The sequence below is a fragment of the Achromobacter sp. GW823-FHT04E03 genome, assembly GCF_058796095.1.
Genome location: NZ_JBXAIJ010000003.1, coordinates 398,232 through 420,337, shown reverse-complemented (window position 1 = coordinate 420,337; position 22,106 = coordinate 398,232). Strand labels below are relative to the sequence as shown.

Annotated in this window: 17 protein-coding genes; 13 read left to right on the top strand and 4 right to left on the bottom strand. The window is 65.7% G+C overall.

All coding sequences use genetic code 11. The features are described from left to right. Positions 1-8: 8 nt before the first annotated feature. On the bottom strand, positions 9-953 hold the full coding sequence (gene puuE / locus AC1RHV_RS21540; protein ID WP_175163661.1) for an allantoinase PuuE: 945 nt from the start codon (positions 951-953) through the stop codon (positions 9-11). A gap of 303 nt (positions 954-1,256) precedes the next feature. Next, entirely contained in the window at positions 1,257-2,273 is a 1,017-nt protein-coding gene (locus AC1RHV_RS21535) for a 1-aminocyclopropane-1-carboxylate deaminase (RefSeq protein WP_119450938.1), read from the bottom strand. A 181-nt stretch (positions 2,274-2,454) separates the two neighbouring features. On the opposite strand from AC1RHV_RS21535, the gene AC1RHV_RS21530 reads away from it, so the two are divergent. From AC1RHV_RS21530 to AC1RHV_RS21470, 13 genes are all read left to right on the top strand, one after another. Further along, positions 2,455-2,925 carry an Lrp/AsnC family transcriptional regulator gene (locus tag AC1RHV_RS21530; RefSeq protein WP_054450761.1) on the top strand — a complete coding sequence of 157 codons (471 nt, stop codon included), beginning with the start codon at positions 2,455-2,457 and terminating at the stop codon, positions 2,923-2,925. A gap of 328 nt (positions 2,926-3,253) precedes the next feature. After that, a complete protein-coding gene (locus AC1RHV_RS21525) occupies positions 3,254-6,121 on the top strand; it encodes a 2-oxoglutarate dehydrogenase E1 component (RefSeq protein WP_054450764.1) in 2,868 nt (955 codons plus the stop codon). A gap of 101 nt (positions 6,122-6,222) precedes the next feature. Continuing rightward, positions 6,223-7,452, top strand: a complete 1,230-nt coding sequence (gene odhB / locus AC1RHV_RS21520) for a 2-oxoglutarate dehydrogenase complex dihydrolipoyllysine-residue succinyltransferase (RefSeq protein WP_054450766.1) — start codon at positions 6,223-6,225, stop codon at positions 7,450-7,452. A 117-nt stretch (positions 7,453-7,569) separates the two neighbouring features. Beyond that, the gene (gene lpdA, locus AC1RHV_RS21515) at positions 7,570-8,997 is read left to right on the top strand and encodes a dihydrolipoyl dehydrogenase (RefSeq protein WP_492301939.1); all 1,428 of its coding nucleotides are present in this window, start codon (positions 7,570-7,572) and stop codon (positions 8,995-8,997) included. Positions 8,998-9,073: 76 nt separating this feature from the next. After that, entirely contained in the window at positions 9,074-10,165 is a 1,092-nt protein-coding gene (zapE, locus tag AC1RHV_RS21510) for a cell division protein ZapE (RefSeq protein WP_054450771.1), read from the top strand. Between the two features lie 110 nt (positions 10,166-10,275). Next, positions 10,276-10,809, top strand: a complete 534-nt coding sequence (locus tag AC1RHV_RS21505) for a sigma-70 family RNA polymerase sigma factor (protein WP_082400675.1) — start codon at positions 10,276-10,278, stop codon at positions 10,807-10,809. Beyond that, positions 10,802-11,761 (top strand): FecR domain-containing protein, encoded by a 960-nt coding sequence (locus AC1RHV_RS21500; protein ID WP_119450935.1) that lies wholly within the window; start codon positions 10,802-10,804, stop codon positions 11,759-11,761. The genes AC1RHV_RS21505 and AC1RHV_RS21500 overlap by 8 nt, the downstream gene beginning before the upstream one ends. Positions 11,762-11,900: 139 nt before the next feature. Then, positions 11,901-14,354, top strand: coding sequence for a TonB-dependent siderophore receptor (locus tag AC1RHV_RS21495; RefSeq protein WP_370528710.1), 2,454 nt, complete (start codon positions 11,901-11,903; stop codon positions 14,352-14,354). A gap of 104 nt (positions 14,355-14,458) precedes the next feature. Then, on the top strand, positions 14,459-15,091 hold the full coding sequence (locus AC1RHV_RS21490; RefSeq protein WP_119450933.1) for a DUF4198 domain-containing protein: 633 nt from the start codon (positions 14,459-14,461) through the stop codon (positions 15,089-15,091). A 23-nt stretch (positions 15,092-15,114) separates the two neighbouring features. After that, entirely contained in the window at positions 15,115-15,396 is a 282-nt protein-coding gene (locus tag AC1RHV_RS21485) for a DUF3649 domain-containing protein (protein WP_054450781.1), read from the top strand. Then, a complete protein-coding gene (locus AC1RHV_RS21480) occupies positions 15,393-17,021 on the top strand; it encodes a PepSY-associated TM helix domain-containing protein (RefSeq protein WP_192354541.1) in 1,629 nt (542 codons plus the stop codon). Before AC1RHV_RS21485 ends, AC1RHV_RS21480 begins: the two co-directional genes overlap by 4 nt. After that, positions 17,018-17,341, top strand: coding sequence for a DUF3325 domain-containing protein (locus AC1RHV_RS21475; protein WP_054450784.1), 324 nt, complete (start codon positions 17,018-17,020; stop codon positions 17,339-17,341). The genes AC1RHV_RS21480 and AC1RHV_RS21475 overlap by 4 nt, the downstream gene beginning before the upstream one ends. Before the next feature lie 56 nt (positions 17,342-17,397). Then, positions 17,398-18,750: a tryptophan--tRNA ligase gene (locus AC1RHV_RS21470; protein ID WP_054450785.1), complete on the top strand. Its 1,353-nt coding sequence runs from the start codon at positions 17,398-17,400 to the stop codon at positions 18,748-18,750. A 34-nt stretch (positions 18,751-18,784) separates the two neighbouring features. On the opposite strand, the gene AC1RHV_RS21465 is transcribed toward AC1RHV_RS21470, so the two are convergent. Together AC1RHV_RS21465 and tex are read right to left on the bottom strand one after the other, a co-directional pair. Further along, positions 18,785-19,291 carry a hypothetical protein gene (locus AC1RHV_RS21465; protein ID WP_492301935.1) on the bottom strand — a complete coding sequence of 169 codons (507 nt, stop codon included), beginning with the start codon at positions 19,289-19,291 and terminating at the stop codon, positions 18,785-18,787. Between the two features lie 278 nt (positions 19,292-19,569). After that, positions 19,570-21,945, bottom strand: coding sequence for an RNA-binding transcriptional accessory protein Tex (gene tex, locus AC1RHV_RS21460; RefSeq protein WP_054450789.1), 2,376 nt, complete (start codon positions 21,943-21,945; stop codon positions 19,570-19,572). Between the last annotated feature and the right edge of the window lie 161 nt (positions 21,946-22,106).

The window sequence follows — 22,106 nt, the reverse complement described above, 5'->3', positions numbered from 1 at the left end:
CGTCCTGTTCAGGCGTTGGGGGTGTAGGGATGCGCCGTCTTCCAGTGGCGCGCGATGTCCAGGCGCCGGCAGACCCAGACGCGGTCATGGCTGGCAATGTGGTCCAGGAAGCGCTGCAGCGCAGTGATGCGGCCGGGCCGGCCCAGCAGGCGGCAATGCATGCCGATGCTCATCATCTTGGGGGCCTCGTCGCCTTCGGCGTAGAGCGCGTCGAAGCTGTCCTTCAGGTACTGGAAGAAGGGATCTGCGTGCGAATAGCCCTGCGGCAGCGCGAAGCGCATGTCGTTGCAGTCCAGCGTGTAGGGCACGATCAGTTGCGGCACGACGCTGCCGTCCGTTTTCTGTACGCGCATCCAGAAGGGCAGGTCGTCGCCGTAGTAGTCGCTGTCGTACTCGAAGCCGCCGTAGTCGGCCACCAGACGCCGCGTGCGCGGGCTGTCGCGTCCGGTGTACCAGCCCAGCGGACGGCTGCCGGTCAATTGCGTGATCGCGTCCATGGCCAGGCGCATGTGTTCGCGCTCGGTGGCCTCGTCGATGTGCTGATAGTGGATCCAGCGCCAGCCGTGGCAGGCGATCTCGTGTCCCAGCTCGACGAAGGCGGCGGTCAGCTCGGGGTGGCGCTGCAAGGCCATGCCGACGCCGAACACCGTCAGCGGCAGGCCGCGCTTCTCGAATTCGCGCAGGATGCGCCAGACGCCGGCGCGCGAGCCGTACTCGTAGATGCCTTCCATGCTGAGGTGGCGCTCGGGATAGCTGGCGGGGTTGAACATTTCCGACAGGAACTGTTCGGACCCGGCGTCGCCATGCAGCACGCTGTTTTCGCCGCCTTCCTCGTAATTCAGCACGAACTGCACCGCGATGCGCGCCTGCCCCGGCCATCGGGCATGCGGCGGATTGCGGCCGTAGCCGGCCAGGTCGCGGGGGTAGGGGAGCGTGGAATCGTAGACGGTCATGGACAGGCGGGCGGAGTGCAACGGCGCGCGGCGGCCGGGCGTGGGTGGGCGGACGACTTCCTGATGATCAGCACCATAGCTGGAAATCCTAGTTTTGTATACAAACTATGTACATAATTTTGCGGAGGCGATGTGTCGGGAAGGTCCGGCCACGGAAAAAAGCCCAGCCGGCGGACACGCCGGCTGGGCTGCGCTTCCTGCGCTCATCATGGGCGCTGGCGGCCAGGGCTGGCAAGCCCTGGGGCAAGGCTGGACTTTCAGCGCAAGTCGCCGCAAGGCCAGCCGAAGGCGCCGTAGGCGCCCTTATCCGTTGCGGTAGAGAAAGCTGTAGGCGTTGATCGCCGGCACCCCTCCCAGGTGCGCATACAGAACCCGCGAACCGGCCGGAATCTCGCCGCGGCGGATGATGTCCATCATGCCCTGCATGGATTTTCCTTCGTAGACCGGGTCGGTCATCATGCCCTCGAGCCGGGCGCAGAGGCGGATGGCCTCGTTGGTCTCGGCCGAGGGCAGGCCGTAGGCCGGATAGGCATAGCGGGTGTCCAGCACCACGTCGCGCTCTTCGATGGCAGTCCCGAGTCCGACCATATCGGCCGTGCGCCGCGCGATGCGCAGGATCTGCGCGCGGGTTTGCTCGGGCGTGCCCGAAGCGTCGATACCGATGACGCGGTCCGCGCGGCCATCCGCCGCAAAGCCCACCACCATGCCGGCCTGCGTACTGCCCGTGACGGCGCAGACGACGATGTAGTCGAACTTGAAGCCCAGCTCGGCTTCCTGGCGCCGCACTTCCTCGGCGAAGCCGACGTAGCCCAGGCCGCCAAGTTCATGGTCGGATGCGCCGGCCGGAATCGCGTAGGGCTTGCCGCCGCGCTTGCGGACGTCTTCCAGCGCCTCTTCCCAGCTGCGGCGAAAGCCGATGTCAAACCCCTGGTCCACAAGACGCACGTCGGCGCCCATCAGGCGGCTCATCATGATGTTGCCGACCCGGTCGTAGACCGCGTCTGAATAGTCCACCCAGTTTTCCTGCACCAGCACGCAGGCCAGGCCCAGCTTGGCGGCCACCGCAGCCACCATGCGGGTGTGGTTGGACTGGATGCCGCCGATGGTGACCAGCGTGTCGCAGCCCTGTTCCAGCGCCTGCGGGATCAGGTACTCCAGCTTGCGCAGCTTGTTGCCGCCGAACGCGAGGCCGCTGTTGCAGTCTTCGCGCTTGGCGTAGATCTCGACCTTGCCGCCCAGATGCGTGGACAGGCGCTCGAGCTTTTCGATGGGGGTGTCGCCGAAGGTCAGGCGATGGCGCGGAAATCGTTGCAGATCCATGGGACTCTCCTGGGCCGGGCCGGGTGGCGCGGATGGAAAAATCATAGGAATTTCAAGGATTTGCCGTCAATTGCGTATTTTTATTATTTAAAAGGAAAATAATTAAATAAACGTCCAGGTTTCTATTTAATATTTCCTGATTGGCTTTTTGATCGAAATTTAATTTTCAGGGACGTATCAAATGCCGGCAAATTCTGAGCTGGACCGCATTGATCGCCACATCCTGCGCGTGCTGCAGCAGGACGCGCAGATCACCAACCTGGAGCTGAGCGCGCGCGTCCACCTGAGCCCGGCCGCCTGCCTGCGCCGCGTGGAAAAGCTCAAGAACGAGGGCGTCATCCGCAAGACTGTCGCCCTGCTGGAGCCGGCGGAAGTGGACATGGCCACCCTGGTCATCGTGGGCGTGGTGCTGGACCGCTCCACGCCGGAGTCCTTCACCGATTTCGAAGCCGCGGCGCGCGGCATCAGCGGCTGCCTGGAATGCCACCTGGTGGCCGGCGAGTTCGACTACTTCCTGATGCTGCGCATCCGTGATCTGGAACGCTTCAACAAGCTGCATGCGGGCGAGATCATCAAGCTGCCCGGCGTACGCCAGATCCGCACCTTTTTCGTCCTGAAAGAGATCCTGTCGACCACCGAATTGCCCGTATGAACGAGGCTAATGCGCAACACTGCAATTTCTGCCAGTGAAAATGATGCGGCGCGGCATTTTGGGTTGCCGGAAATTGAATGCGAGTAGACGGCGCAATGGAAGGGGTTGCCTGGACATTCCAATGCTGCATGACGGCATTCCGAATGCGCTTTTGCGTCACGCAAACGCAAGAAGACGTCCTTAAACTCAAAGGGCTATACTCTTATCCCATACGGCTTTTAAGGCTTGTACGCGCCTTCTGCCCCTGCTATCCGCCTAACGGGAAGCCCGTGTCGCGGAAGGTTTTCCTGCATCGTGTCGAGTGAAGCACTCGTAAAGGTGAAGCGATATGTCTTCGGAAATAGAATCTCTATCCACGTCTTATCTCTTTGGGGGTAACGCCCCTTATGTTGAGGAGCTTTACGAAGCCTACCTCGACAATCCCGGTTCGGTACCTGACAACTGGCGCGAATACTTCGACCAGCTGCAACACGCTCCCGCTACCGACGGCCAGGAATCCACCCGCGACCAGGCCCACGCTCCCATCGTCGAATCGTTCGCCCAGCGCGCCAAGGCCAATGCCTTCGTGCAACGCGCGGCCGAACCCGACCTGACCGTGGCCAGCAAGCAGGTTTCGGTGCAGTCGCTGATCGCGGCCTACCGCTCCCTGGGTTCGCGCTGGGCCGACCTGGATCCGCTCAAGCGCCAGGAACGTCCCCCGATCCCCGAACTCGATCCGGCCTTCTACGGCCTGACCGAAGCCGATCTGGACCAGACCTACTCGGCCACCAACACCTACTTCACGACCGCCAGCACGATGACGCTGCGCGACATCCTGAAGGCGCTGCGCGACACGTACTGCCGCAGCATCGGTGCCGAATTCACGCACATCTCCGACCCCGCCGCCAAGCGCTGGATCCAGGAACGCCTGGAAGCCACCCTGGGCGCGCCCGCCTACTCGGCCGAAGAAAAGCGCCACATCCTGCAGCAGCTGACCGAGTCCGAAGGCCTCGAGCGCTTCCTGCACACCAAGTACGTCGGCCAGAAGCGCTTCTCGCTGGAAGGCGGCGAAAGCTTCATCGCCTCGATGGACGAAGTGGTGAACCACGCCGGTGAAAACGGCGTCCAGGAAATCGTGGTCGGCATGGCCCACCGCGGCCGCCTGAACCTGCTCGTGAACATCATGGGCAAGATGCCCGGCGACCTGTTCGCCGAGTTCGAAGGCAAGCACGCCGAAGGCCTGACCGACGGCGACGTGAAGTACCACAACGGCTTCTCCAGCGACCTGTCCACCCGTGGCGGCCCGGTCCACCTGTCGCTCGCGTTCAACCCGTCCCACCTGGAAATCGTCAACCCCGTGGTCGAAGGCAGCGCGCGCGCCCGCCAGGAACGCCGCGGCGACGCCGAAGGCAAGCAAGTGCTGCCGGTGCTGGTGCACGGCGATGCGGCCTTCGCCGGCCAGGGCGTGGTCATGGAAACCCTGAACCTGGCCCAGACCCGCGGCTATGGCACGGGCGGCACGCTGCACATCGTCATCAACAACCAGATCGGCTTCACCACGTCCGACCCCCGCGACTCGCGCTCGACGCTGTATTGCACCGACGTGGTCAAGATGATCGAAGCGCCGGTGTTCCACGTCAACGGCGACGATCCCGAAGCCGTCGTGTTCGTGACCAAGCTGGCGCTGGACTACCGTCTGCAGTTCCGCCACGACGTGGTCGTGGACATCGTCTGCTTCCGCAAGCTGGGCCACAACGAGCAAGACACCCCGTCGCTGACGCAGCCCCTGATGTACAAGCGCATCGGCCATCACCCCGGCACGCGCAAGCTGTACGCCGACAAGCTGACCACGCAAGGCGTGCTGGCCGACGGCGAAGCCGATCAGCTCGTCAAGGATTACCGCCAGCTGATGGAAGACGGCCAGCGCACCATCGAACCGGTGCTGACCGACTACAAGAGCAAGTACGCCATCGACTGGTCGCCGTTCCTGGGCGCCAAGTGGACCGACCAGGCCGACACCGCCGTGCCGCTGGCCGAACTCAAGCGCATCGGCGAACGCATCACCAGCGTGCCGGAAGGCTTCACGGTGCACCCGCTGGTCGCCAAGCTGCTGAACGACCGCCGCACCATGGCCAAGGGCGAAATGAACCTGGACTGGGGCATGGGCGAACACCTCGCCTTCGCGACCCTGGTGTCCTCGGGCTACGCCATCCGCATCACCGGCCAGGACTCGGGCCGCGGCACGTTCACGCACCGCCATGCCGTGCTGCACGACCAGAACCGCGAACGCTGGAACGACGGCACCTACATTCCGCTGCAGAACGTCTCGGAAGGCCAGGCTCCGTTCACCGTCATCGACTCCGTGCTGTCCGAAGAGGCTGTGCTGGGCTTTGAATACGGTTACTCCAGCGCCGAACCCAACACGCTGACCATCTGGGAAGGCCAGTTCGGCGACTTCGTCAACGGCGCCCAGGTCGTGATCGACCAGTTCATCAGCTCCGGCGAAGCCAAGTGGGGCCGCCAGTCGGGCCTGACCCTGATGTTGCCGCACGGCTACGAAGGCCAGGGTCCCGAGCACTCGTCGGGCCGCATCGAGCGCTTCCTGCAGCTGTGCGCCGACAACAACATGCAAGTGGTCCAGCCGACCTCCGCGTCGCAGATCTTCCACGTGCTGCGCCGTCAGATGATCCGTCCGTTCCGCAAGCCGCTGGTGCTGTTCACGCCCAAGTCGCTGCTGCGCAACAAGGACGCCGGTTCGCCCCTGACCGACCTGGCCGGCGGCAGCTTCCGCCCGGTCATCGGCGAGGTCGACGAGGCCATCGACGCCAGCAAGGTCAAGCGCGTGCTGGCTTGCTCGGGCAAGGTCTACTACGATCTGGTCAATGCCCGCCGCGAGCGTGGCGCCGACAACGTTGCGATCGTCCGCGTCGAACAGCTGTATCCGTTCGCGCACAAGTCGTTCGAAACGGAACTGCGCAAGTACCCGAAGGCAACCGAAGTGATCTGGGTTCAGGACGAACCGCAGAACCAGGGCGCCTGGTTCTACGTTCAGCATCACGTGTACGAGAACATGGTCGAAGGCCAGAAGCTGGGTTACGCCGGCCGCGCCGCGTCGGCATCGCCGGCCGTGGGCTACCTGGCCAAGCACCAGGAGCAGCAGAAGGCCCTGATCGAAACGGCTTTCGCGCCCAAGTTCAAGGTCATGTTGACGAAGTAACACTCGCTTGATGCACGCGCCGCGCGCGCAGGTTTCTGGAATTCCGATTCGAAGCTTGCCGCGCAGCGCGACCAGAACACAAACTTTACGGAACAAACAAAATGGCTATTACCGACGTCGTCGTCCCCCAACTCTCCGAATCCGTCTCCGAAGCGACGCTGCTGACCTGGAAGAAGCAGCCGGGCGCTGCCGTTGAAGCGGACGAAATCCTGATCGAAGTCGAAACCGACAAGGTCGTGCTGGAAGTGCCGGCTCCCGCTTCGGGCGTGCTGGCTGAAATCGTCAAGGGCGACGGCAGCACCGTCACCTCCGGCGAAGTGCTGGCTCGCATCGACACCGCCGGCAAGGCCGCCGTTGCCGCCGCCGCGCCCGCCGCCGAAGCGCCCAAGGCCGCCGAGCAAGCCGCTGCCGCTCCGGCCGCCGCTCCCGCTTCGTCGGCTGCCGCCGGCGTGGCTTCGCCCGCTGCTGCCAAGATCCTGGCCGAGAAGGGCGTTGACGCCGCTTCCGTGGCTGGCTCCGGCCGCGACGGCCGCGTGACCAAGGGCGATGCCCTGGCCGCCAGCGCTCCCGCCAAGGCCGCTCCGGCCAAGGCCGCCGCTCCGGTCGCGCCCCCGACGCTGTCGCTGGACGGCCGTCCGGAACAGCGCGTGCCGATGAGCCGCCTGCGCGCCCGCATCGCCGAGCGCCTGCTGCAATCGCAACAGGAAAACGCGATCCTGACCACGTTCAACGAAGTGAACATGCAGGCCGTCATCGACCTGCGCAACAAGTACAAGGACAAGTTCGAGAAAGAGCACGGCATCAAGCTGGGCTTCATGTCGTTCTTCGTCAAGGCCGCCGTTGCCGCGCTGAAGAAGTTCCCGCTGATCAACGCCTCGATCGACGGCAAGGACATCATCTACCACGGCTACTTCGACATCGGTATCGCTGTCGGCAGCCCGCGCGGCCTGGTTGTGCCGATCCTGCGCAACGCCGACCAGCTGTCGATCGCCGACATCGAAAAGACCATCGCCGACTTCGGCCGCCGCGCCGCTGACGGCAAGCTGGGCATTGAAGAAATGACCGGCGGCACGTTCTCGATCTCCAACGGCGGCGTGTTCGGCTCGATGCTGTCGACCCCGATCATCAACCCGCCGCAATCGGCCATCCTGGGCGTGCACGCCACCAAGGATCGCGCCGTGGTTGAAAACGGCCAGATCGTCATCCGCCCGATGAACTACCTGGCGCTGTCCTACGACCACCGCATCATCGACGGCCGCGAAGCCGTGCTGGGCCTGGTCGCCATGAAGGACGCCCTGGAAGATCCGCAGCGCCTGTTGCTGGACCTGTAATCTCGACGCCCCGGCCCGGCGCCCGATCGACCTTCGGGTCTTGCGGCGCCCCGGCCGGCTCCATGCCGGCCCGCAGGGCGGGGCGTGTTCCACTCAATACCTCTTCGCGAGAACACTATGTCCAAACAATTTGACGTCGTCGTCATCGGCGCGGGCCCCGGCGGCTACATCGCCGCCATCCGCGCCGCGCAGCTCGGCATGTCGGTGGCTTGCATCGACGCCTGGCAGAACGGCCAAGGCGGCCCGGCTCCCGGCGGCACCTGCACCAACGTCGGCTGCATCCCGTCCAAGGCGCTGCTGCAATCGTCCGAGCACTACGAACAAGCCAACCACCACTTCGCCGAGCACGGCATCGAAGTCAAGGGCGTCAGCCTGAAGCTCGACACGCTGATCGGCCGCAAGAATACGGTGGTCAAGCAGAACAACGACGGCATCCTGTACCTGTTCAAGAAGAACAAGGTCACGTTCTTCCATGGCAAGGGCGCGTTCGCCGGCCAGGTTGACGGCGGCTGGGCCATCAAGGTCACCGGCACCGCCGAGGAAGACCTGGTTGCCAAGCACGTGGTGGTCGCCACCGGTTCGTCGGCGCGCGAGCTGCCCGGCCTGCCGTTCGACGAAAAGGTCGTGCTGTCCAACGACGGCGCGCTGAACATCGGCGCCGTGCCGAAGACGCTGGGCGTGATCGGCGCCGGCGTGATCGGCCTGGAAATGGGCAGCGTGTGGCGCCGCCTGGGTTCCGAAGTCACCATCCTGGAAGCCATGCCGGAATTCCTGGCTGCGGCTGACGGCCAGGTGGCCAAGGAAGCCCTGAAGGCCTTCACCAAGCAAGGCCTGAACATCCAGATGGGCGTCAAGATCGGCGAGATCAAGGCGACCGCCAAGTCCGTCACCGTGCCCTACGTCGACGCCAAGGGCGCCGAGCAGAAGCTGGTGGTCGACAAGCTGATCGTTTCGATCGGCCGCGTGCCCTACACCGGCGGCTTGAACGCCGACACCGTGGGCCTGAAGCTCGACGAGCGCGGCTTCATCGCCGTGGACGGCGACTGCAAGACCAACCTGCCGAACGTCTGGGCAGTGGGCGACGTGGTGCGCGGCCCGATGCTGGCGCACAAGGCCGAGGAAGAAGGCGTGGCGGTTGCCGAGCGCATCGCCGGCCAGCACGGCCACGTCAACTTCGACACCGTGCCGTGGGTGATCTACACCTCGCCGGAAATCGCCTGGGTCGGCAAGACCGAGCAGCAGCTCAAGGCCGAAGGCCGCGAGTACAAGGCTGGCAGCTTCCCCTTCCTGGCCAACGGCCGCGCCCGCGCGCTGGGCGACACCACCGGCTTTGCCAAGGTGATCGCCGATGCCAAGACCGACGAGGTCCTGGGCGTGCACATCGTGGGCCCGATGGCCTCGGAACTGATCTCGGAAGCCGTGACCATCATGGAATTCCGTGGCGCAGCCGAAGACATCGCCCGCATCTGCCACGCGCACCCGACGCTGTCGGAAGCCGTGAAGGAAGCCGCATTGGCCGTGGACAAGCGCGCATTGAACTTCTGATACGCGCATAGCCGATGCAAGACGGGGGCGGGTTCACGGATCCGCCCTTTTTTCATTCTGCTTTTCCTGCTCCCACATGAACGTCCGCGAATACTACGAACACGCCCTGGCCGAACGCGGCTACAAGCCCGACGAAGCCCAGAAAAAGGCGATCGACCGGCTGCAGCGCTATTTCGACGAATGGGTCAAGTTCAAGTCGATGCGCTCGAACGCGCTGAAGAAGCTGCTGAACCGCCCCGACGTGCCGCGCGGCGTGTACCTGTGGGGCGGAGTGGGGCGGGGCAAGAGCTTCCTGATGGACGCCTTCTACGCCACCGTGCCCGTGGTGCGCAAGACGCGCCTGCACTTCCACGAATTCATGCGCGGCGTGCACCGCGAACTCGAAGAAGTGAAGGGCATGCAGGATCCGCTGGACGAAGTGGCCAGGCGCGTGGCCAAACGCTACCGCCTGATCTGCTTCGACGAGTTCCACGTATCCGACGTGGCCGACGCGATGATCCTGCACCGGCTGCTGTTCAAGCTGTTCGAGTACGGCACGTCCTTCGTGATGACGTCCAACTACGAGCCCTCGACCCTGTATCCGGACGGCCTGCACCGCGACCGCATCCTGCCCGCGATCCAGCTGATCCAGGCGCGCATGGACATCATGAACGTGGACGCCGGCGTGGACTACCGCCGCCGCTCGCTGGAACAGGTGCAGTGCTATCACACGCCGCTGGACGAGCGCGCCCAGAAAGCATTGCAGGAAGCATTCGACAGCCTGGCCGACACGCCGCCCCAGGATCCGGTGCTGCATATCGAGCACCGCGAGATCCGCGCGCTGGCGCTGGGCGGATCGGTGGTGTGGTTCGATTTCGCCACGCTTTGCGGCGGGCCGCGTTCGCAGAACGATTATCTGGAGTTGGCCAACCGCTTCCATGCGGTGATCCTGTCGGGCGTGCCGCGCATGGGACCGCGCCAGGCTTCGGAGGCGCGCCGCTTCACCTGGCTGATCGACGTGTTCTATGACCACCGCGTCAAGCTCATCATGTCCGCCGAGTGCGAACCCGAGGAGATCTACACGGAAGGCGCGCTTGCCAATGAATTCCACCGCACGGTCTCGCGCATCCTGGAAATGCAGTCGCGCGAGTACCTGGAATCGGAACGCCGCCACACCGTGTCGTTGTAGTCGCGCCGCATCTGTCCGAATTTTCCGGGCAGATCGCGGTTGAAATTGGTAATACAAGTCATTATCAATTAAGATTTGGAGACTTCTGGTCCAGCACCGCAGTTTCCAACGTGTCTTCCACCCTCTTGTCCGCATCGGCCGCGCGCACCGACCCTTCCGCCGCGCCCGTCGATGGCCTGTACCGCGATCACCGCCCCTGGCTGTTCGGCTGGCTGCGCCGCAGGCTTGGCTGCGAGCACCGGGCCGAAGACCTGGCGCAAGACGTGTTTCTGCGCGTGATCCAGGGCCGCAAGGCGGTGCGCGCCGGCGAAGCACGCGGACTGCTGACCACCATTGCCAAGGGCCTGGTGGTGGACCACCAGCGGCATGCGGCATTGGAACGGGCCTATCTCGCCTACCTGGCCGCCATACCCGAGGCTTATGCGCCGTCCCCCGAAGAGCAGACCGAGCAACTGCAATCGCTGGCGCGGCTGGACCGTCTGCTGGACGGCTTGCCGCCCAAGGCGCGTTCCGCGTTCCTGCTGTCGCAGCTCGACGGGCTGACCTATCCCGAGATCGCCCAGCGGCTCGAAGTCTCCTTGAGTTCGGTGCAGCAATACATGGTGCGCGCCATGACCGCGTGCTACGCGGCCTTTGATGACTAGCGCCGCGGACCCCGTCGCCGACCAGGCGATCGCCTGGTGGGTGCGGCTGCAATCCGGCCTGGCCGGTGCGGCAGAGCGGCAGTCCTGCGAGGCATGGCTGGCGCAGGATCCCGCGCATCGCTGCGCGTGGGATCGCTTGCAGCGCATCAGTCAGGATGCGCGGCGCGTGCCGGCGGCGTTGGCGCATGACGCGCTGACGCGTTCTGCATCGTCCTCGCCCCGATCGGCCGGCCGTCGCACGGTATTGCGCGGATTGCTGGCTGTTGGCGGCACGGCTTTTACCGGTTGGGCGGGCTACCGGCATACGCCGTGGCAGCGACTGGCGGCGGACCTCAGCACCGGCACAGGCGAACGGCTGGCCGTTGCGGTGGCTGATGGATTGCACATCACCTTGAACAGCGACAGCGCGGTGCGCCTGCACTTGCAGGACGATGCCCGCGGCCTGGACCTGTTGCGCGGCGAAGTGCTGGTGCGGACCGAAATGCGGCCCGCCATGGCGGCTCTGCGCGTGGATACCGGGCATGGCGAACTGCGCGCCGAACGGGCGCGCTTTGACCTGCGGCGCACCGCCGCAGGCGCGCGCTTGGGCGTGTACGAAGGCAGCGTGACGCTACTGCGCGGCGGCGTGGCTACGCATGCGGAAGCCGGGGAGCGCCTGGAATTCTCCGAGCATGGCGAAGTCGGCCGTCTTGCCTCCGATCCCGACCGGCTGGCCTGGACCGACGGGCTGGTGGTGGCCAAGGACTGGCGCCTGGACTACTTCGCGCAATACCTGGCTCGCCAGCGCCTGGGCATGATCCGGGTGGATCCGGCGGTGGCCGGTCTGCGGCTGTCGGGCGTATTTCCGCTGGATGACGCCGAGCGTGCGCTCAAGGCACTGGAGCCCGCCTTGCCCATCCGCGTGACGCGGCATACGCAGTATTGGCTGCAGGTCGGTCCGCGCGAGGCCTGAGCGTTACAAATTTTTTTGCCTGCGGCTTGCAGGTTTTCCGATCCCGTACGGAAGGCAGGGATAGATACCACCGTACAGGGAGAGTTTTGTGTCCGCTTCATCTCACTCGCGCTTGCGCGCCCCCTTGTCTGCCGGCCGCATGGCCCTGCTGGCCGCCATGTGCGCGGGCGGGCTTGCCGCCGGCATGCCGCAGGCCTGGGCGCAGCCGGCGCCCGCTTCCGCGAACGCGCCGCGCAGCTACCAGATCGCTGCCGGCTCCTTGGCCGATGCCCTGACGCAGTTCGCGCGCAGCGCTGGCGTGGTCCTGTCGTTCGATCCGGCGCTGGTGCGGGGACGCCGCTCGGACGGGTTGGACGGCGCCTACTCGGTGGGCGCGGGATTCGCCCGCATCCTGTCGGGCAGCGGTTTGCAGGCGCGTGCGCAGTCGGGCAATACCTGGACGCTGCTGCAGGTTGCCGCGCCCGCGGGCGACACGCCCACGCTGGCGCCGGTGACCGTGTCGGGCATGTCCGACAGCGCAATCACGACGGTGGGCTACGTGGCCACGGTGAGCGCCAGCGCCACCAAGACCGACACGCCGCTGATCGAAACGCCGCAGTCGGTATCGGTCGTCACGCGCGAGCAGATCACGGAGCAGGGCGCGCAGACACTGAACCAGGTGCTGCGCTACACCGCGGGCGTGGCCACCGAATCGCGCGGCGCCACCGCCACGCGCCTGGACCAGTTCAGCGTGCGCGGCTTTCAGGCTTCGTCCTACCTGGACGGCTTGCGAGTATTCGGCGGGCGCGACGCCTTGCCGCAGGTGGACACCTATCGCCTGGAGCGCGTGGACGTGCTGAAGGGACCGGCCTCCGTCATGTACGGGCAGGGCGGTCCGGGCGGCGTGGTCAACCAGGTCAGCAAGCGCCCGCTGGAAGAGACGCTGCGCGAGGTCGAGGTGCAGGTCGGCAACTATGACTATCGTCGCGCCAACTTCGATTTCGGCGGTCCGGTCGATGAAGACGGCAAGTTCCTGTACCGCCTGGTCGGCTCGGGCTACATGTCCGACGGCCAGGTCAAGGACACCAAGGAACGCCGCTACTTCGTGTCGCCGGCCTTTACCTGGAAGCCCAGCAGCGACACGACGCTGACGGTGCTGACCAACTTCCAGCGCGATCCCGACATGGGTTCCTATGGCAGCGTGCCGGCCATGCGCACGCTGCTTTCCGCGCCCGACGGCATCCGCCTGCCGGCCGATTACTACGACGGCGACGCCAATTTCGAAAAGAGCGACCGCAAGAGCTATTCGCTGGGCTATGTGCTGGAGCACCGCTTCAACGACAACATCAAGGCATCGCAAAGCCTGCGCTGGACGCGCGCGGAAGCGCAGTACCGCAGCATCTACGGCGCGATGACCAATAACTACGGCTATACCGACAAGACCTACCGCTACCAGCAGCGCGCGTCGATCGCGACGGATGTGGACGTGGGCGCGCTGGTGCTGGACAACAATGTGCAGGCGCGTTTCAACACCGGCCCCTTCGCCCACACCACGCTGCTGGGCTTTGACTATCAGCACGTCAAGACCGACACGCTGTCCGGCTTTGGCACCGCGCCCGCGCTGGATGTGCTGAACCCGAACAATCATCAGAACATCCCGGCGCCGGCGTTCTCGACGGATGCGACCAACAAGCAGTACCAGACCGGCCTGTACTTCCAGGACCAGATCAAGATCGATCGCCTCTCGGTGTTGCTGGGTGGCCGCTACGACTGGTCGCGCACCGTGGGCGAGACCACCACGATCGCCACCGGACGGGTCGCGCCGTCCTCGCTGAATGCGGAGAAGTTCACGGGCCGCCTGGGTGCGATCTACAACTTCGACAACGGCGTGGCGCCGTACTTCAGCTATTCGGAATCGTTCGAGCCGCAGTCCGGCACGGGCTGGCAGAACAAGCCGTTCAAGCCGATCGAAGGCAACCAGTACGAGGTCGGCATCAAGTACCAGCCGCCGGGCAGCGCCACGCTGCTGTCGTTTGCGGCGTTCGACATCCGCCGCGAGAACATGACCACCACCGATCCGGATCCGACCCACATCTGCGGCACGGCGGGCGGACGCTGCTCGATCCAGGCGGGCGAGCTGCGCACGCAGGGCATCGAGCTCGAAGCCAAGACCGAGCCGCTGCGCGGCCTGACGCTGGTGGCTGCTTACTCCTTGATGGACAACGAGTACTCCAAGGGCTATCCCAACGCCGCGGGCATGAACCTGAAGGGCAAGACGCCGGTGGGCGTGCCTTCGCAACAGGCGTCCGCCTGGGCCCGCTACCAGTTGCAGGACGGTCCGCTGGCGGGCGTGGGGGTGGGTGGCGGCGTGCGCTACATCGGTTCCTCGTATGCCAACGAGACCAACACCCTGAAGGTGCCGTCGGTCACGCTGTTCGACCTGATGCTGGACTACGACCTGGGCCGCGCGTCGCCGTCGCTCAAGGGCATGCAGGTGGCGCTGAACGTGCAGAACCTGTTCGACAAGGAATACATCGCGTCGTGCTCGGGCGATTCCTGGTGCTGGTACGGCTACCAGCGCTCCATCAAGGCCAGCCTGCGCTATCGCTGGTAAGTCTTGCTGCTAGTTCGAAGTGAGAATGGTTATAATTTAAAACCCTCCGAATCGGGCTTGGGCCGCGGGGCTGGTCCGATCCGGTCCTCTAAAGGAAATCAATAATGACATTCGCAAGAACCTTGGCCGCCATTGCCCTGTTGGGCACGGCGGGCGCCGCGCAGGCGCATTTCGTTTGGTTGGAACGCAGCGCCGAGGGACCGGCCAAGGCGTATTTCGGGGAATGGGCGGATGACGTGCGCGAAAAGCGTGACGGCCTGCTCGGCAAGATCATGGTCGCACCCGTCGTTACGGGCGCCGATGGCAAGCCGCTGAAGGCCTCGGGCGAAGGCGCCGACTTCCTCGAATTCGCGGCGGCGGGCAAGGGCGATGTGCGCTTGCGCCAGGCCTACCAGTTCAAGGACACCCTGGTGCAGTACGGCGCCAAGGCCGGCCGCGCGGACACCGAGGGCAAGCTGGACCTGGAACTCGTGCCGGTCGCGGCCGGGACCAACGCCTTCGTGCTGCAGTTCAAGGGCAAGCCGCTGGCGAAGACGGAAGTCACCGTATTCGGCCCGCCCAAGTGGGAGAAGCGCTTCCACAGCGATGAGAACGGCCGCATCGAAATCACCACCCCGTGGCCCGGCCAGTACGTGCTCGAAGCCGCCCACGTCGAAGACAAGGCGGGCGAGGCCGACGGCAAGGCATACGCCAAGATCCGCTACGTTTCCACTACTACCTTCAACGTGTCCCAGTGAAAGCTCCCGCTGCCGGCGCAGGCATGATGCGCTACCGTCTGGCCGTCTTTTCCAGGGCGGCGGCCGCCATCCTGGGCGGCTATGTTCTGGCGTCGGCGGCAGCCGCCTGCCTGGCGATCTGGCTGCCCATGCGGCGGCCGGACGCCGTGGTCACGGCGCAGATGCTGTCCTTTGTGTTCTACGCCTGCGGCGTGATCTGGGTTTTTGCCACGCGCAATGCCTGGCGCGCCTGGGCCGGCGTGCTGGCGCCCGCCGCGCTCCTGGGCGGGCTGTTCGCGATCGGCCGCGCGATGGGGGCGGCATGAAGGCGAAAGTGGAAAAGGCGCCGGGCGAGGAAGGCCTGCGCCAATCCATGTCCTGGCTGCACACCTGGTCGGGACTGATCTTCGGCTGGGTGCTGTTCGCGATGTTCCTGACCGGCACGCTGGCGTTCTTCCGCCCCGAGATCACGGCCTGGATGCAGCCCGAGATCCAGACGCGGCCCGCGCCTGCGGCGCAGTCCGTGACTGCTGCACAGAACTACCTGGCGGAACATGCGCCCGACGCCACGCGCTGGTTCATCACGCCGCCGTCCGACCGCGAACCGCTCATCCAACTGCTCTACCAAGTGCCCAAGCCCAAGCCGGGCGAACGCGGTTTCGTGCGCGTGAAGCTGGACCCCGCCACCGGCCAGGCCCTGGCCGCGCGCGAGACGCGTGGCGGCGACTTCTTCTACCGCTTCCATTTCGAACTGGAAACCGCGTTTCCCTGGGGGCGCTGGCTGGCCAGCATCGCCGGCATGTTCATGCTGGTGGCCATCATCAGCGGCATCATCACCCACAAGAAGATATTCACCGACTTCTTCACGTTCCGGCCCGGGAAAGGCGGGCAGCGCGCCTGGATGGACGGCCACAACGCCTTGTCCGTGCTGGGGCTGCCGTTCCACCTGATGATCACGTTCAGCGGGCTGGTGCTGTTCATGGCCATGCTGATGCCGGCCGGCATACTGGCCGTCTACGAGAGCCCCAGGCAGTATTCCGACGAGGTCTTCAAGTCCTTCAGGATCACTCCCGCGCGCAACGAGCCCGCGCCGCTGACCGCGCTGGCGCCGCTGGTGGAGCAGGCGCAGCAGCACTGGCAAGGCGGCCGGGTGGGGCGCATCACCGTCAATCATCCCGGCGATGCCGGCGCGACCGTGACCCTGGTGCGCGACGCCGCGGATGGCGTGTCGTTCGGCAAGCTGGCGCCCTACATGCGTTTTGACGGCGTCACGGGCGCATTCCAGGAAGGCGAGGACGAGCTCGGCGCCACGGCGCGTACGGCGGGCGTCATCGTCGGCCTGCACCTGGGATTGTTTGCCGAACCGTTTTTGCGCTGGCTCTATTTCCTGGTCAGCATGGCGGGCACGGCGATGGTGGGCACGGGCCTGGTCCTGTGGATCGCCAAGCGGCGGCAGAAGGCGCGTCCGGGGGCGCGCGAAGCGTTTTCGTTGCGCCTGGTCGACGCGCTCAACGCCGGCACGGTCGCTGGCCTGTTCATCTCGATCGCCGCCTTTTTTTGGGCCAACCGCCTCCTGCCGATCGACCTGGCGGGCAGGCAGTTCTGGGAATCGCGCGCCTTCTTCGCCGTCTGGGGCTTGTCGCTGGTCTACGCCTTCCTGTTCCAGCGCAGCAAGTGGCGCGACCTGTTGGCCGCGGCCGCGGCCTCCCTGGCGCTGGTGCCGGTGGTCAACGCCCTGACGACCTCGCGCCATCTCGGGGTGTCGCTGCCTGCGGGCGATTGGGTCATGGCTGGTTTTGACCTGACCTGCCTGGCCGGGGCGCTGCTGCTGGCCTGGATGGCGCGCAAGGCGGCCCGCGCCAGCAAAGCGGGCGCCAAGGCGCCCGCCAAGGGCCGCGCCGCATCCAAGCCGTCCCAGCCCGCCTACGAACCTAGAGGTGATACGCCATGACGCTAGCTGCCTTCTGCCTGGCCTACGCGGGCTTTTCCGCCCTGTGCCTGGGCATGGACCGCCACTACGAAGACCTGTTCGACCGCGCGCTGCCGCGGCGTCACAGGTTGCCTTTGCGCCTGTTCGGCTGGGGGGCGCTGGCTTTGTCCTTGTGCGCCTCGGCGGCGGTCTGGGGCTGGAGCTACGGCACGGTGGAATGGATCGGCATTCTGAGCATCGCCGGGCTGCTGCTGATCTGGTTCCTGACGTTCCGGCCGCGCGCCGCGCTGACCGCGGGCGGGCTGTGCGCGCTGGCGGCGCCAGTGTTGGCCGTCCTGTAGCCGCGCGCCCGGCAAGTTACACTGGGCGTTTCCCCCAGCAAACGCCTCTTCGCCTCATGAATACCCGCGTCCTCACCGGCATCACCACCTCTGGAACTCCCCACCTCGGCAACTACGCGGGCGCGATCCGTCCCGCCGTTCAGGCCAGCGCGCAGCCCGGCGTGGACGCATTCTTCTTCATGGCGGATTACCACGCCCTCATCAAGTGCGACGACCCTGCCCGCGTGGCGCGCTCGCGCCTTGAAATCGCCGCGACCTGGCTGGCGGTGGGCCTGGACCACGAGCGCGTGACCTTCTACCGCCAGTCGGACATCCCCGAGATCCCCGAGCTGACCTGGCTGTTGAACTGCGTCACGGCCAAGGGCCTGATGAACCGGGCGCACGCCTATAAGGCGTCGGTGGACCAGAACACGGAAAAGGGTCTGGAACCGGACGATGGCGTGACCATGGGCCTGTTCTCGTACCCGGTGCTGATGGCCGCTGACATCGTCATGTTCAACGCCAACAAGGTGCCGGTGGGCCGTGACCAGATCCAGCATCTGGAAATGGCGCGCGACATCGCCCAGCGCTTCAACCACCTGTACGGCCGCGACTATTTCACGCTGCCGGAAGTGGTGATCGAAGAAGACGTGGCGACCTTGCCGGGCCTGGACGGCCGCAAGATGTCCAAGAGCTACAACAACACCATTCCGCTGTTCGAGGGCGGCGCCAGCGCGCTGCGCGCGGCGGTGATGCGCATCGTGACCGATTCGCGCGCGCCGGGCGAACCCAAGGACGCCGAGAACTCGCACCTGTACACCATCTACCGCGCCTTCGCCACGCACGAACAGGCTGCCGCGCTGCGCAAGCAGCTCGAAGAAGGCATGGGCTGGGGCGAAGCCAAGCAGGCGCTGTACGACCACCTGGAAAACCTGCTGGCGCCCATGCGCGAGAAGTATTTCGACCTGATGGCCAACCCTGGCCGCATCGAAGACATCCTGCAGGCCGGCGCCGCCAAGGCGCGCAAGCTGGCCACGCCTTTCATGCAGGAACTGCGCCAGGCCGTGGGCCTGCGCAACCTGGAAGCCGGCTCGGGCGCCAAGGCCGCGCAGCCCAAGAAGGAAAAGGGCAAGGGCGCGCGCTTCGTCAGCTTCCGCGACGAGGACGGCAGCTTCCGTTTCCGCCTGCTGGCAGCGGATGGCGAGGAACTGCTGTTGTCGCAGCGTTTCGCCGATCCGAAGGAAGCCGGCGCGTTGATGCGCCGTCTGCAAGCGGAACCGGCCGATGCGGTGCTGAAGGCCGATGGGCAAGGCTATGCCGCGATGATCGACGGCGTGGCCGTGGCCACCGCGCCGGCTGGCGCGCAAGACGAATCCGGCGCCTTGCTGGAACGCGCGCGCGCCGCGCTGTCGTCTTTGTCGCAGGAATAAACCCAAGGGGCCGGCGCGCAGCCGGCCCGGCGGTTCAGGCCGCGCGGGCGCTGGCTACGATGCGCCCGTCGCGCACCTGGAAGCGCTGGGCGCTGCCCTGTCCGGCGATTTCCAGCATGTCGCCTTCCGTGTAGCCCGTGACATTCGGGCAGTCCAGCCATTCGGGGTTGATGAACGGGAAGTACTTGAGCGTGCCGCTGCCCTGGCTGGCAAAATCGAAGGTGGTGTTGGCGACCACTTCCGGATCCCATTGGCTGGCATCGAAAGTCAGCGCGCAACCCGCGCCGATACGGTAGGTGATGCTGGCGCCCATGCTGGCGAATCCCAGTGCGCCGACGTGCAACTGCGCCCCATTGCTCAATTCGATGATGCGGCTGCCCAGCCGCTCCAGCGTGATGTGCTTGAAACTGACTTCGGTGCCATCGACAAGCAGGTGCGAATACTGGCCCAGGGTGATTTCGCTGTAGACGCCGCTGGCGTTGGCTTCCTTGGCGGTGAGGGTTGCCGTTTCATTGGCGGCGAGCGTGATGGTATGGGACATGGCTGGGCGGATCTCCGGTCGTTCGGGGCAGGGCGCTGTTGTTCTTGTGCTGCTCCCCGGCAGGCGCTATGCGCCTTGGCTCGCCTGCTCGCGGGGGGCTTGTGCCGCCTTGCGGCCTGGCGCCGCCGGGTTTTATTATTTGGACACAATTAGATATTTTCTATCATTTTTGATAGGTTTGGCTTGAGAGAAAACAAGTAACCCGCCTCTTTACGGGTAAGCCCTAGGTAAAAAAAACCGGCGCATCAGGCGCCGGTTTTCCGTGGGGCGGGTCTCGCTCAACGCTTGAGCTTGGCGAACGCGTCCGCCATGGCGCTGTTCATGCCGGCGCCGGCCCCGGCGCCGCCGCGGCTGCCGTCGCCCTGCGGACGGCGGTTGCGGTCGCCGCCCTTGGGGGCGTCGCCGCTGCGGCGGGCGGGAGCTGCGGTGTCGTTCAGGCGCATGGTCAACGCGACGCGCTTGCGCGCCACGTCCACTTCCAGCACCTTCACGCTGACCGTCTGGCCCACCCGCACGACGTCGCGCGGATCCTTCACGAACTTTTCGGCAAGGGCCGAGATGTGGACCAGACCGTCCTGGTGCACGCCGATGTCCACGAACGCGCCGAAGTTCGCCACGTTGGTCACAACGCCTTCCAGCACCATGCCCGGGTACAGGTCGTTCAGGGTTTCGACGCCTTCCTTGAACTGCGCCGTCTTGAACTCCGGACGCGGATCGCGGCCGGGCTTTTCCAGTTCGGCGAAGATGTCGCGCACCGTCGGCAGGCCGAAGCGCTCGTCGGTGAAGTCGGACGGCGACACGCCCTTGAGCGCTTCGCGCTGGCCGATGATCTGCTTCACCTCGGCCTTGATCTTGGCGACGATGCGTTCGACCACCGGATAGGCTTCGGGGTGAACCGACGAGGCGTCCAGCGGGTTGTCGCCGTTGGGAATGCGCAGGAAGCCCGCGGCTTGTTCGAATGCCTTGTCGCCAAAGCGCGGCACCTTGCGCAGGATCTCGCGGGTCGGGAAGGCGCCGTTCTCGTCGCGCCAGGCGACGATGTTCTTGGCCAGCAGCGAATTCAGGCCGGACACGCGGGCCAGCAGGGCGGCCGACGCGGTGTTCACGTCCACGCCCACGGCGTTCACGCAATCCTCGACCACGGCGTCCAGCGAACGCGCCAGCTCGCGCTGGTTGACGTCGTGCTGGTACTGGCCCACGCCGATGGCCTTGGGATCGATCTTGACCAGTTCGGCCAGCGGATCCTGCAGGCGGCGGGCGATGGACACCGCGCCGCGCAGCGTCACGTCCAGGTCGGGGAATTCCTGGGCCGCGGTTTCAGACGCCGAATAGACGGAAGCGCCGGCCTCGGAGACCACCACGCGGGTGACCTTCAGGTCCGGGAAGCGTTCCATCATGTCGCCCACCAGCTTCTCGCTTTCGCGCGAGGCGGTGCCGTTGCCGATGGCGATCAGGTCGACCTTGTGGCGCGCCACCAGGGCGGCCAGCGTGTTGATGGTGCCGTCGCGGTCGCGGCGCGGTTCGAACGGGTAGACGGTGGTGGTGTCCACGACCTTGCCGGTCTGGTCGATCACGGCGACCTTGCAACCGGTGCGGATGCCGGGGTCCAGGCCCAGCACGGCCTTGGGGCCGGCGGGCGCGGCCAGCAGCAGGTCCTTCAGGTTGGCGGCGAACACCCGGATGGCTTCGGCTTCGCCGCTTTCGCGCAGGCGGCCGATCAGCTCGCTTTCGAACGCCGTCAGCAGCTTCACGCGCCAGGTCCAGCGGCAGACTTCGCCCAGCCAGCGCGCGCGCGGCGTGGCGTCCAGCGCGAACAGGCCGTTGCCCAGCTTGAGGAAGCCGGCGATGCGGGCCACGCAGGGATGCGGCGTCTGCGCTTCCAGTTCGGCTTCCAGGCCCAGGCGCAGTTCCAGCACGCCTTGCTGGCGGCCGCGCAGCAGCGCCAGGATACGGTGCGAGGGCAGGGTGCGCAGCGGTTCGTTGAAGTCGAACCAGTCGCGGAAATTGGCGCCCTCGGTTTCCTTGCCGTCGACCACCTTGGAATGGATCAGGCCGGTGGACCACAGGTGCTCGCGCATGTCGGCCAGCAGATCCGCGTTTTCCGCGTAGCGCTCGGCCAGGATGTCGCGCGCGCCGTCGAGCGCGGCCTTGGCGTCGTTGATGGACGCTTCGGGATTCAGGTATTGCGCGGCGAGCGCGGCGGGGTCGCAGGCGGGATCGGCGAGGATGCCGTCGGCCAGCGGCTCCAGGCCCGCTTCGCGGGCGATCTGGGCGCGGGTGCGGCGCTTTGGCTTGTACGGCGCGTACAAGTCTTCCAGGCGCTGCTTGGTGTCGGCCGTGGCGATTTCCTGCTGCAGCGCTTGCGTGAGCTTGCCCTGTTGCGAGATGGATTCAAGAATGGAGCCGCGGCGCTCTTCGAGTTCGCGCAGATAGCCCAGGCGCACTTCGAGATTGCGCAGCACGGTATCGTCCAGGCCGCCCGTGGCTTCCTTGCGATAGCGGGCGATGAAGGGCACGGTGGCGCCATCGTCCAGGAGTTCCACCGCCGAAGCGATCTGGGAGGCGCGCGTGCCCAGCTCGGTGGCGAGCTGCGCGACGATGCGGGCGTTGTCGACGCCGGCGGCGACGTACGTGATAGCGGAAGTTTCAGACATCTCGATACGACGACAAAAAGGAAAAACAAGGGGCGGATTGTGCCATAAGCCGCTGTTACAAAACGTGCCAGGGTGGACGGATATGTCCCCCTCGCGACGGCCTGGCGGCCAATCCGCGGCCCGGCAGCGGGTATCATTTGGTCCTTTCCCACCCAAGTGTC

Excerpts from the sequence above, each read along its gene's own strand:
- AC1RHV_RS21465 (WP_492301935.1), bottom strand. The coding sequence starts at position 19,291 with ATGTCCCATACCATCACGCTCGCCGCCAATGAAACGGCAACCCTCACC.
- odhB (WP_054450766.1), top strand. The coding sequence starts at position 6,223 with ATGGCTATTACCGACGTCGTCGTCCCCCAACTCTCCGAATCCGTCTCC.
- AC1RHV_RS21475 (WP_054450784.1), top strand. The coding sequence starts at position 17,018 with ATGACGCTAGCTGCCTTCTGCCTGGCCTACGCGGGCTTTTCCGCCCTG.
- lpdA (WP_492301939.1), top strand. The coding sequence starts at position 7,570 with ATGTCCAAACAATTTGACGTCGTCGTCATCGGCGCGGGCCCCGGCGGC.
- AC1RHV_RS21530 (WP_054450761.1), top strand. The coding sequence starts at position 2,455 with ATGCCGGCAAATTCTGAGCTGGACCGCATTGATCGCCACATCCTGCGC.
- puuE (WP_175163661.1), bottom strand. The coding sequence starts at position 953 with ATGACCGTCTACGATTCCACGCTCCCCTACCCCCGCGACCTGGCCGGC.
- zapE (WP_054450771.1), top strand. The coding sequence starts at position 9,074 with ATGAACGTCCGCGAATACTACGAACACGCCCTGGCCGAACGCGGCTAC.
- AC1RHV_RS21500 (WP_119450935.1), top strand. The coding sequence starts at position 10,802 with ATGACTAGCGCCGCGGACCCCGTCGCCGACCAGGCGATCGCCTGGTGG.
- AC1RHV_RS21525 (WP_054450764.1), top strand. The coding sequence starts at position 3,254 with ATGTCTTCGGAAATAGAATCTCTATCCACGTCTTATCTCTTTGGGGGT.
- tex (WP_054450789.1), bottom strand. The coding sequence starts at position 21,945 with ATGTCTGAAACTTCCGCTATCACGTACGTCGCCGCCGGCGTCGACAAC.
- AC1RHV_RS21470 (WP_054450785.1), top strand. The coding sequence starts at position 17,398 with ATGAATACCCGCGTCCTCACCGGCATCACCACCTCTGGAACTCCCCAC.
- AC1RHV_RS21535 (WP_119450938.1), bottom strand. The coding sequence starts at position 2,273 with ATGGATCTGCAACGATTTCCGCGCCATCGCCTGACCTTCGGCGACACC.
- AC1RHV_RS21490 (WP_119450933.1), top strand. The coding sequence starts at position 14,459 with ATGACATTCGCAAGAACCTTGGCCGCCATTGCCCTGTTGGGCACGGCG.
- AC1RHV_RS21485 (WP_054450781.1), top strand. The coding sequence starts at position 15,115 with ATGATGCGCTACCGTCTGGCCGTCTTTTCCAGGGCGGCGGCCGCCATC.
- AC1RHV_RS21495 (WP_370528710.1), top strand. The coding sequence starts at position 11,901 with ATGGCCCTGCTGGCCGCCATGTGCGCGGGCGGGCTTGCCGCCGGCATG.
- AC1RHV_RS21480 (WP_192354541.1), top strand. The coding sequence starts at position 15,393 with ATGAAGGCGAAAGTGGAAAAGGCGCCGGGCGAGGAAGGCCTGCGCCAA.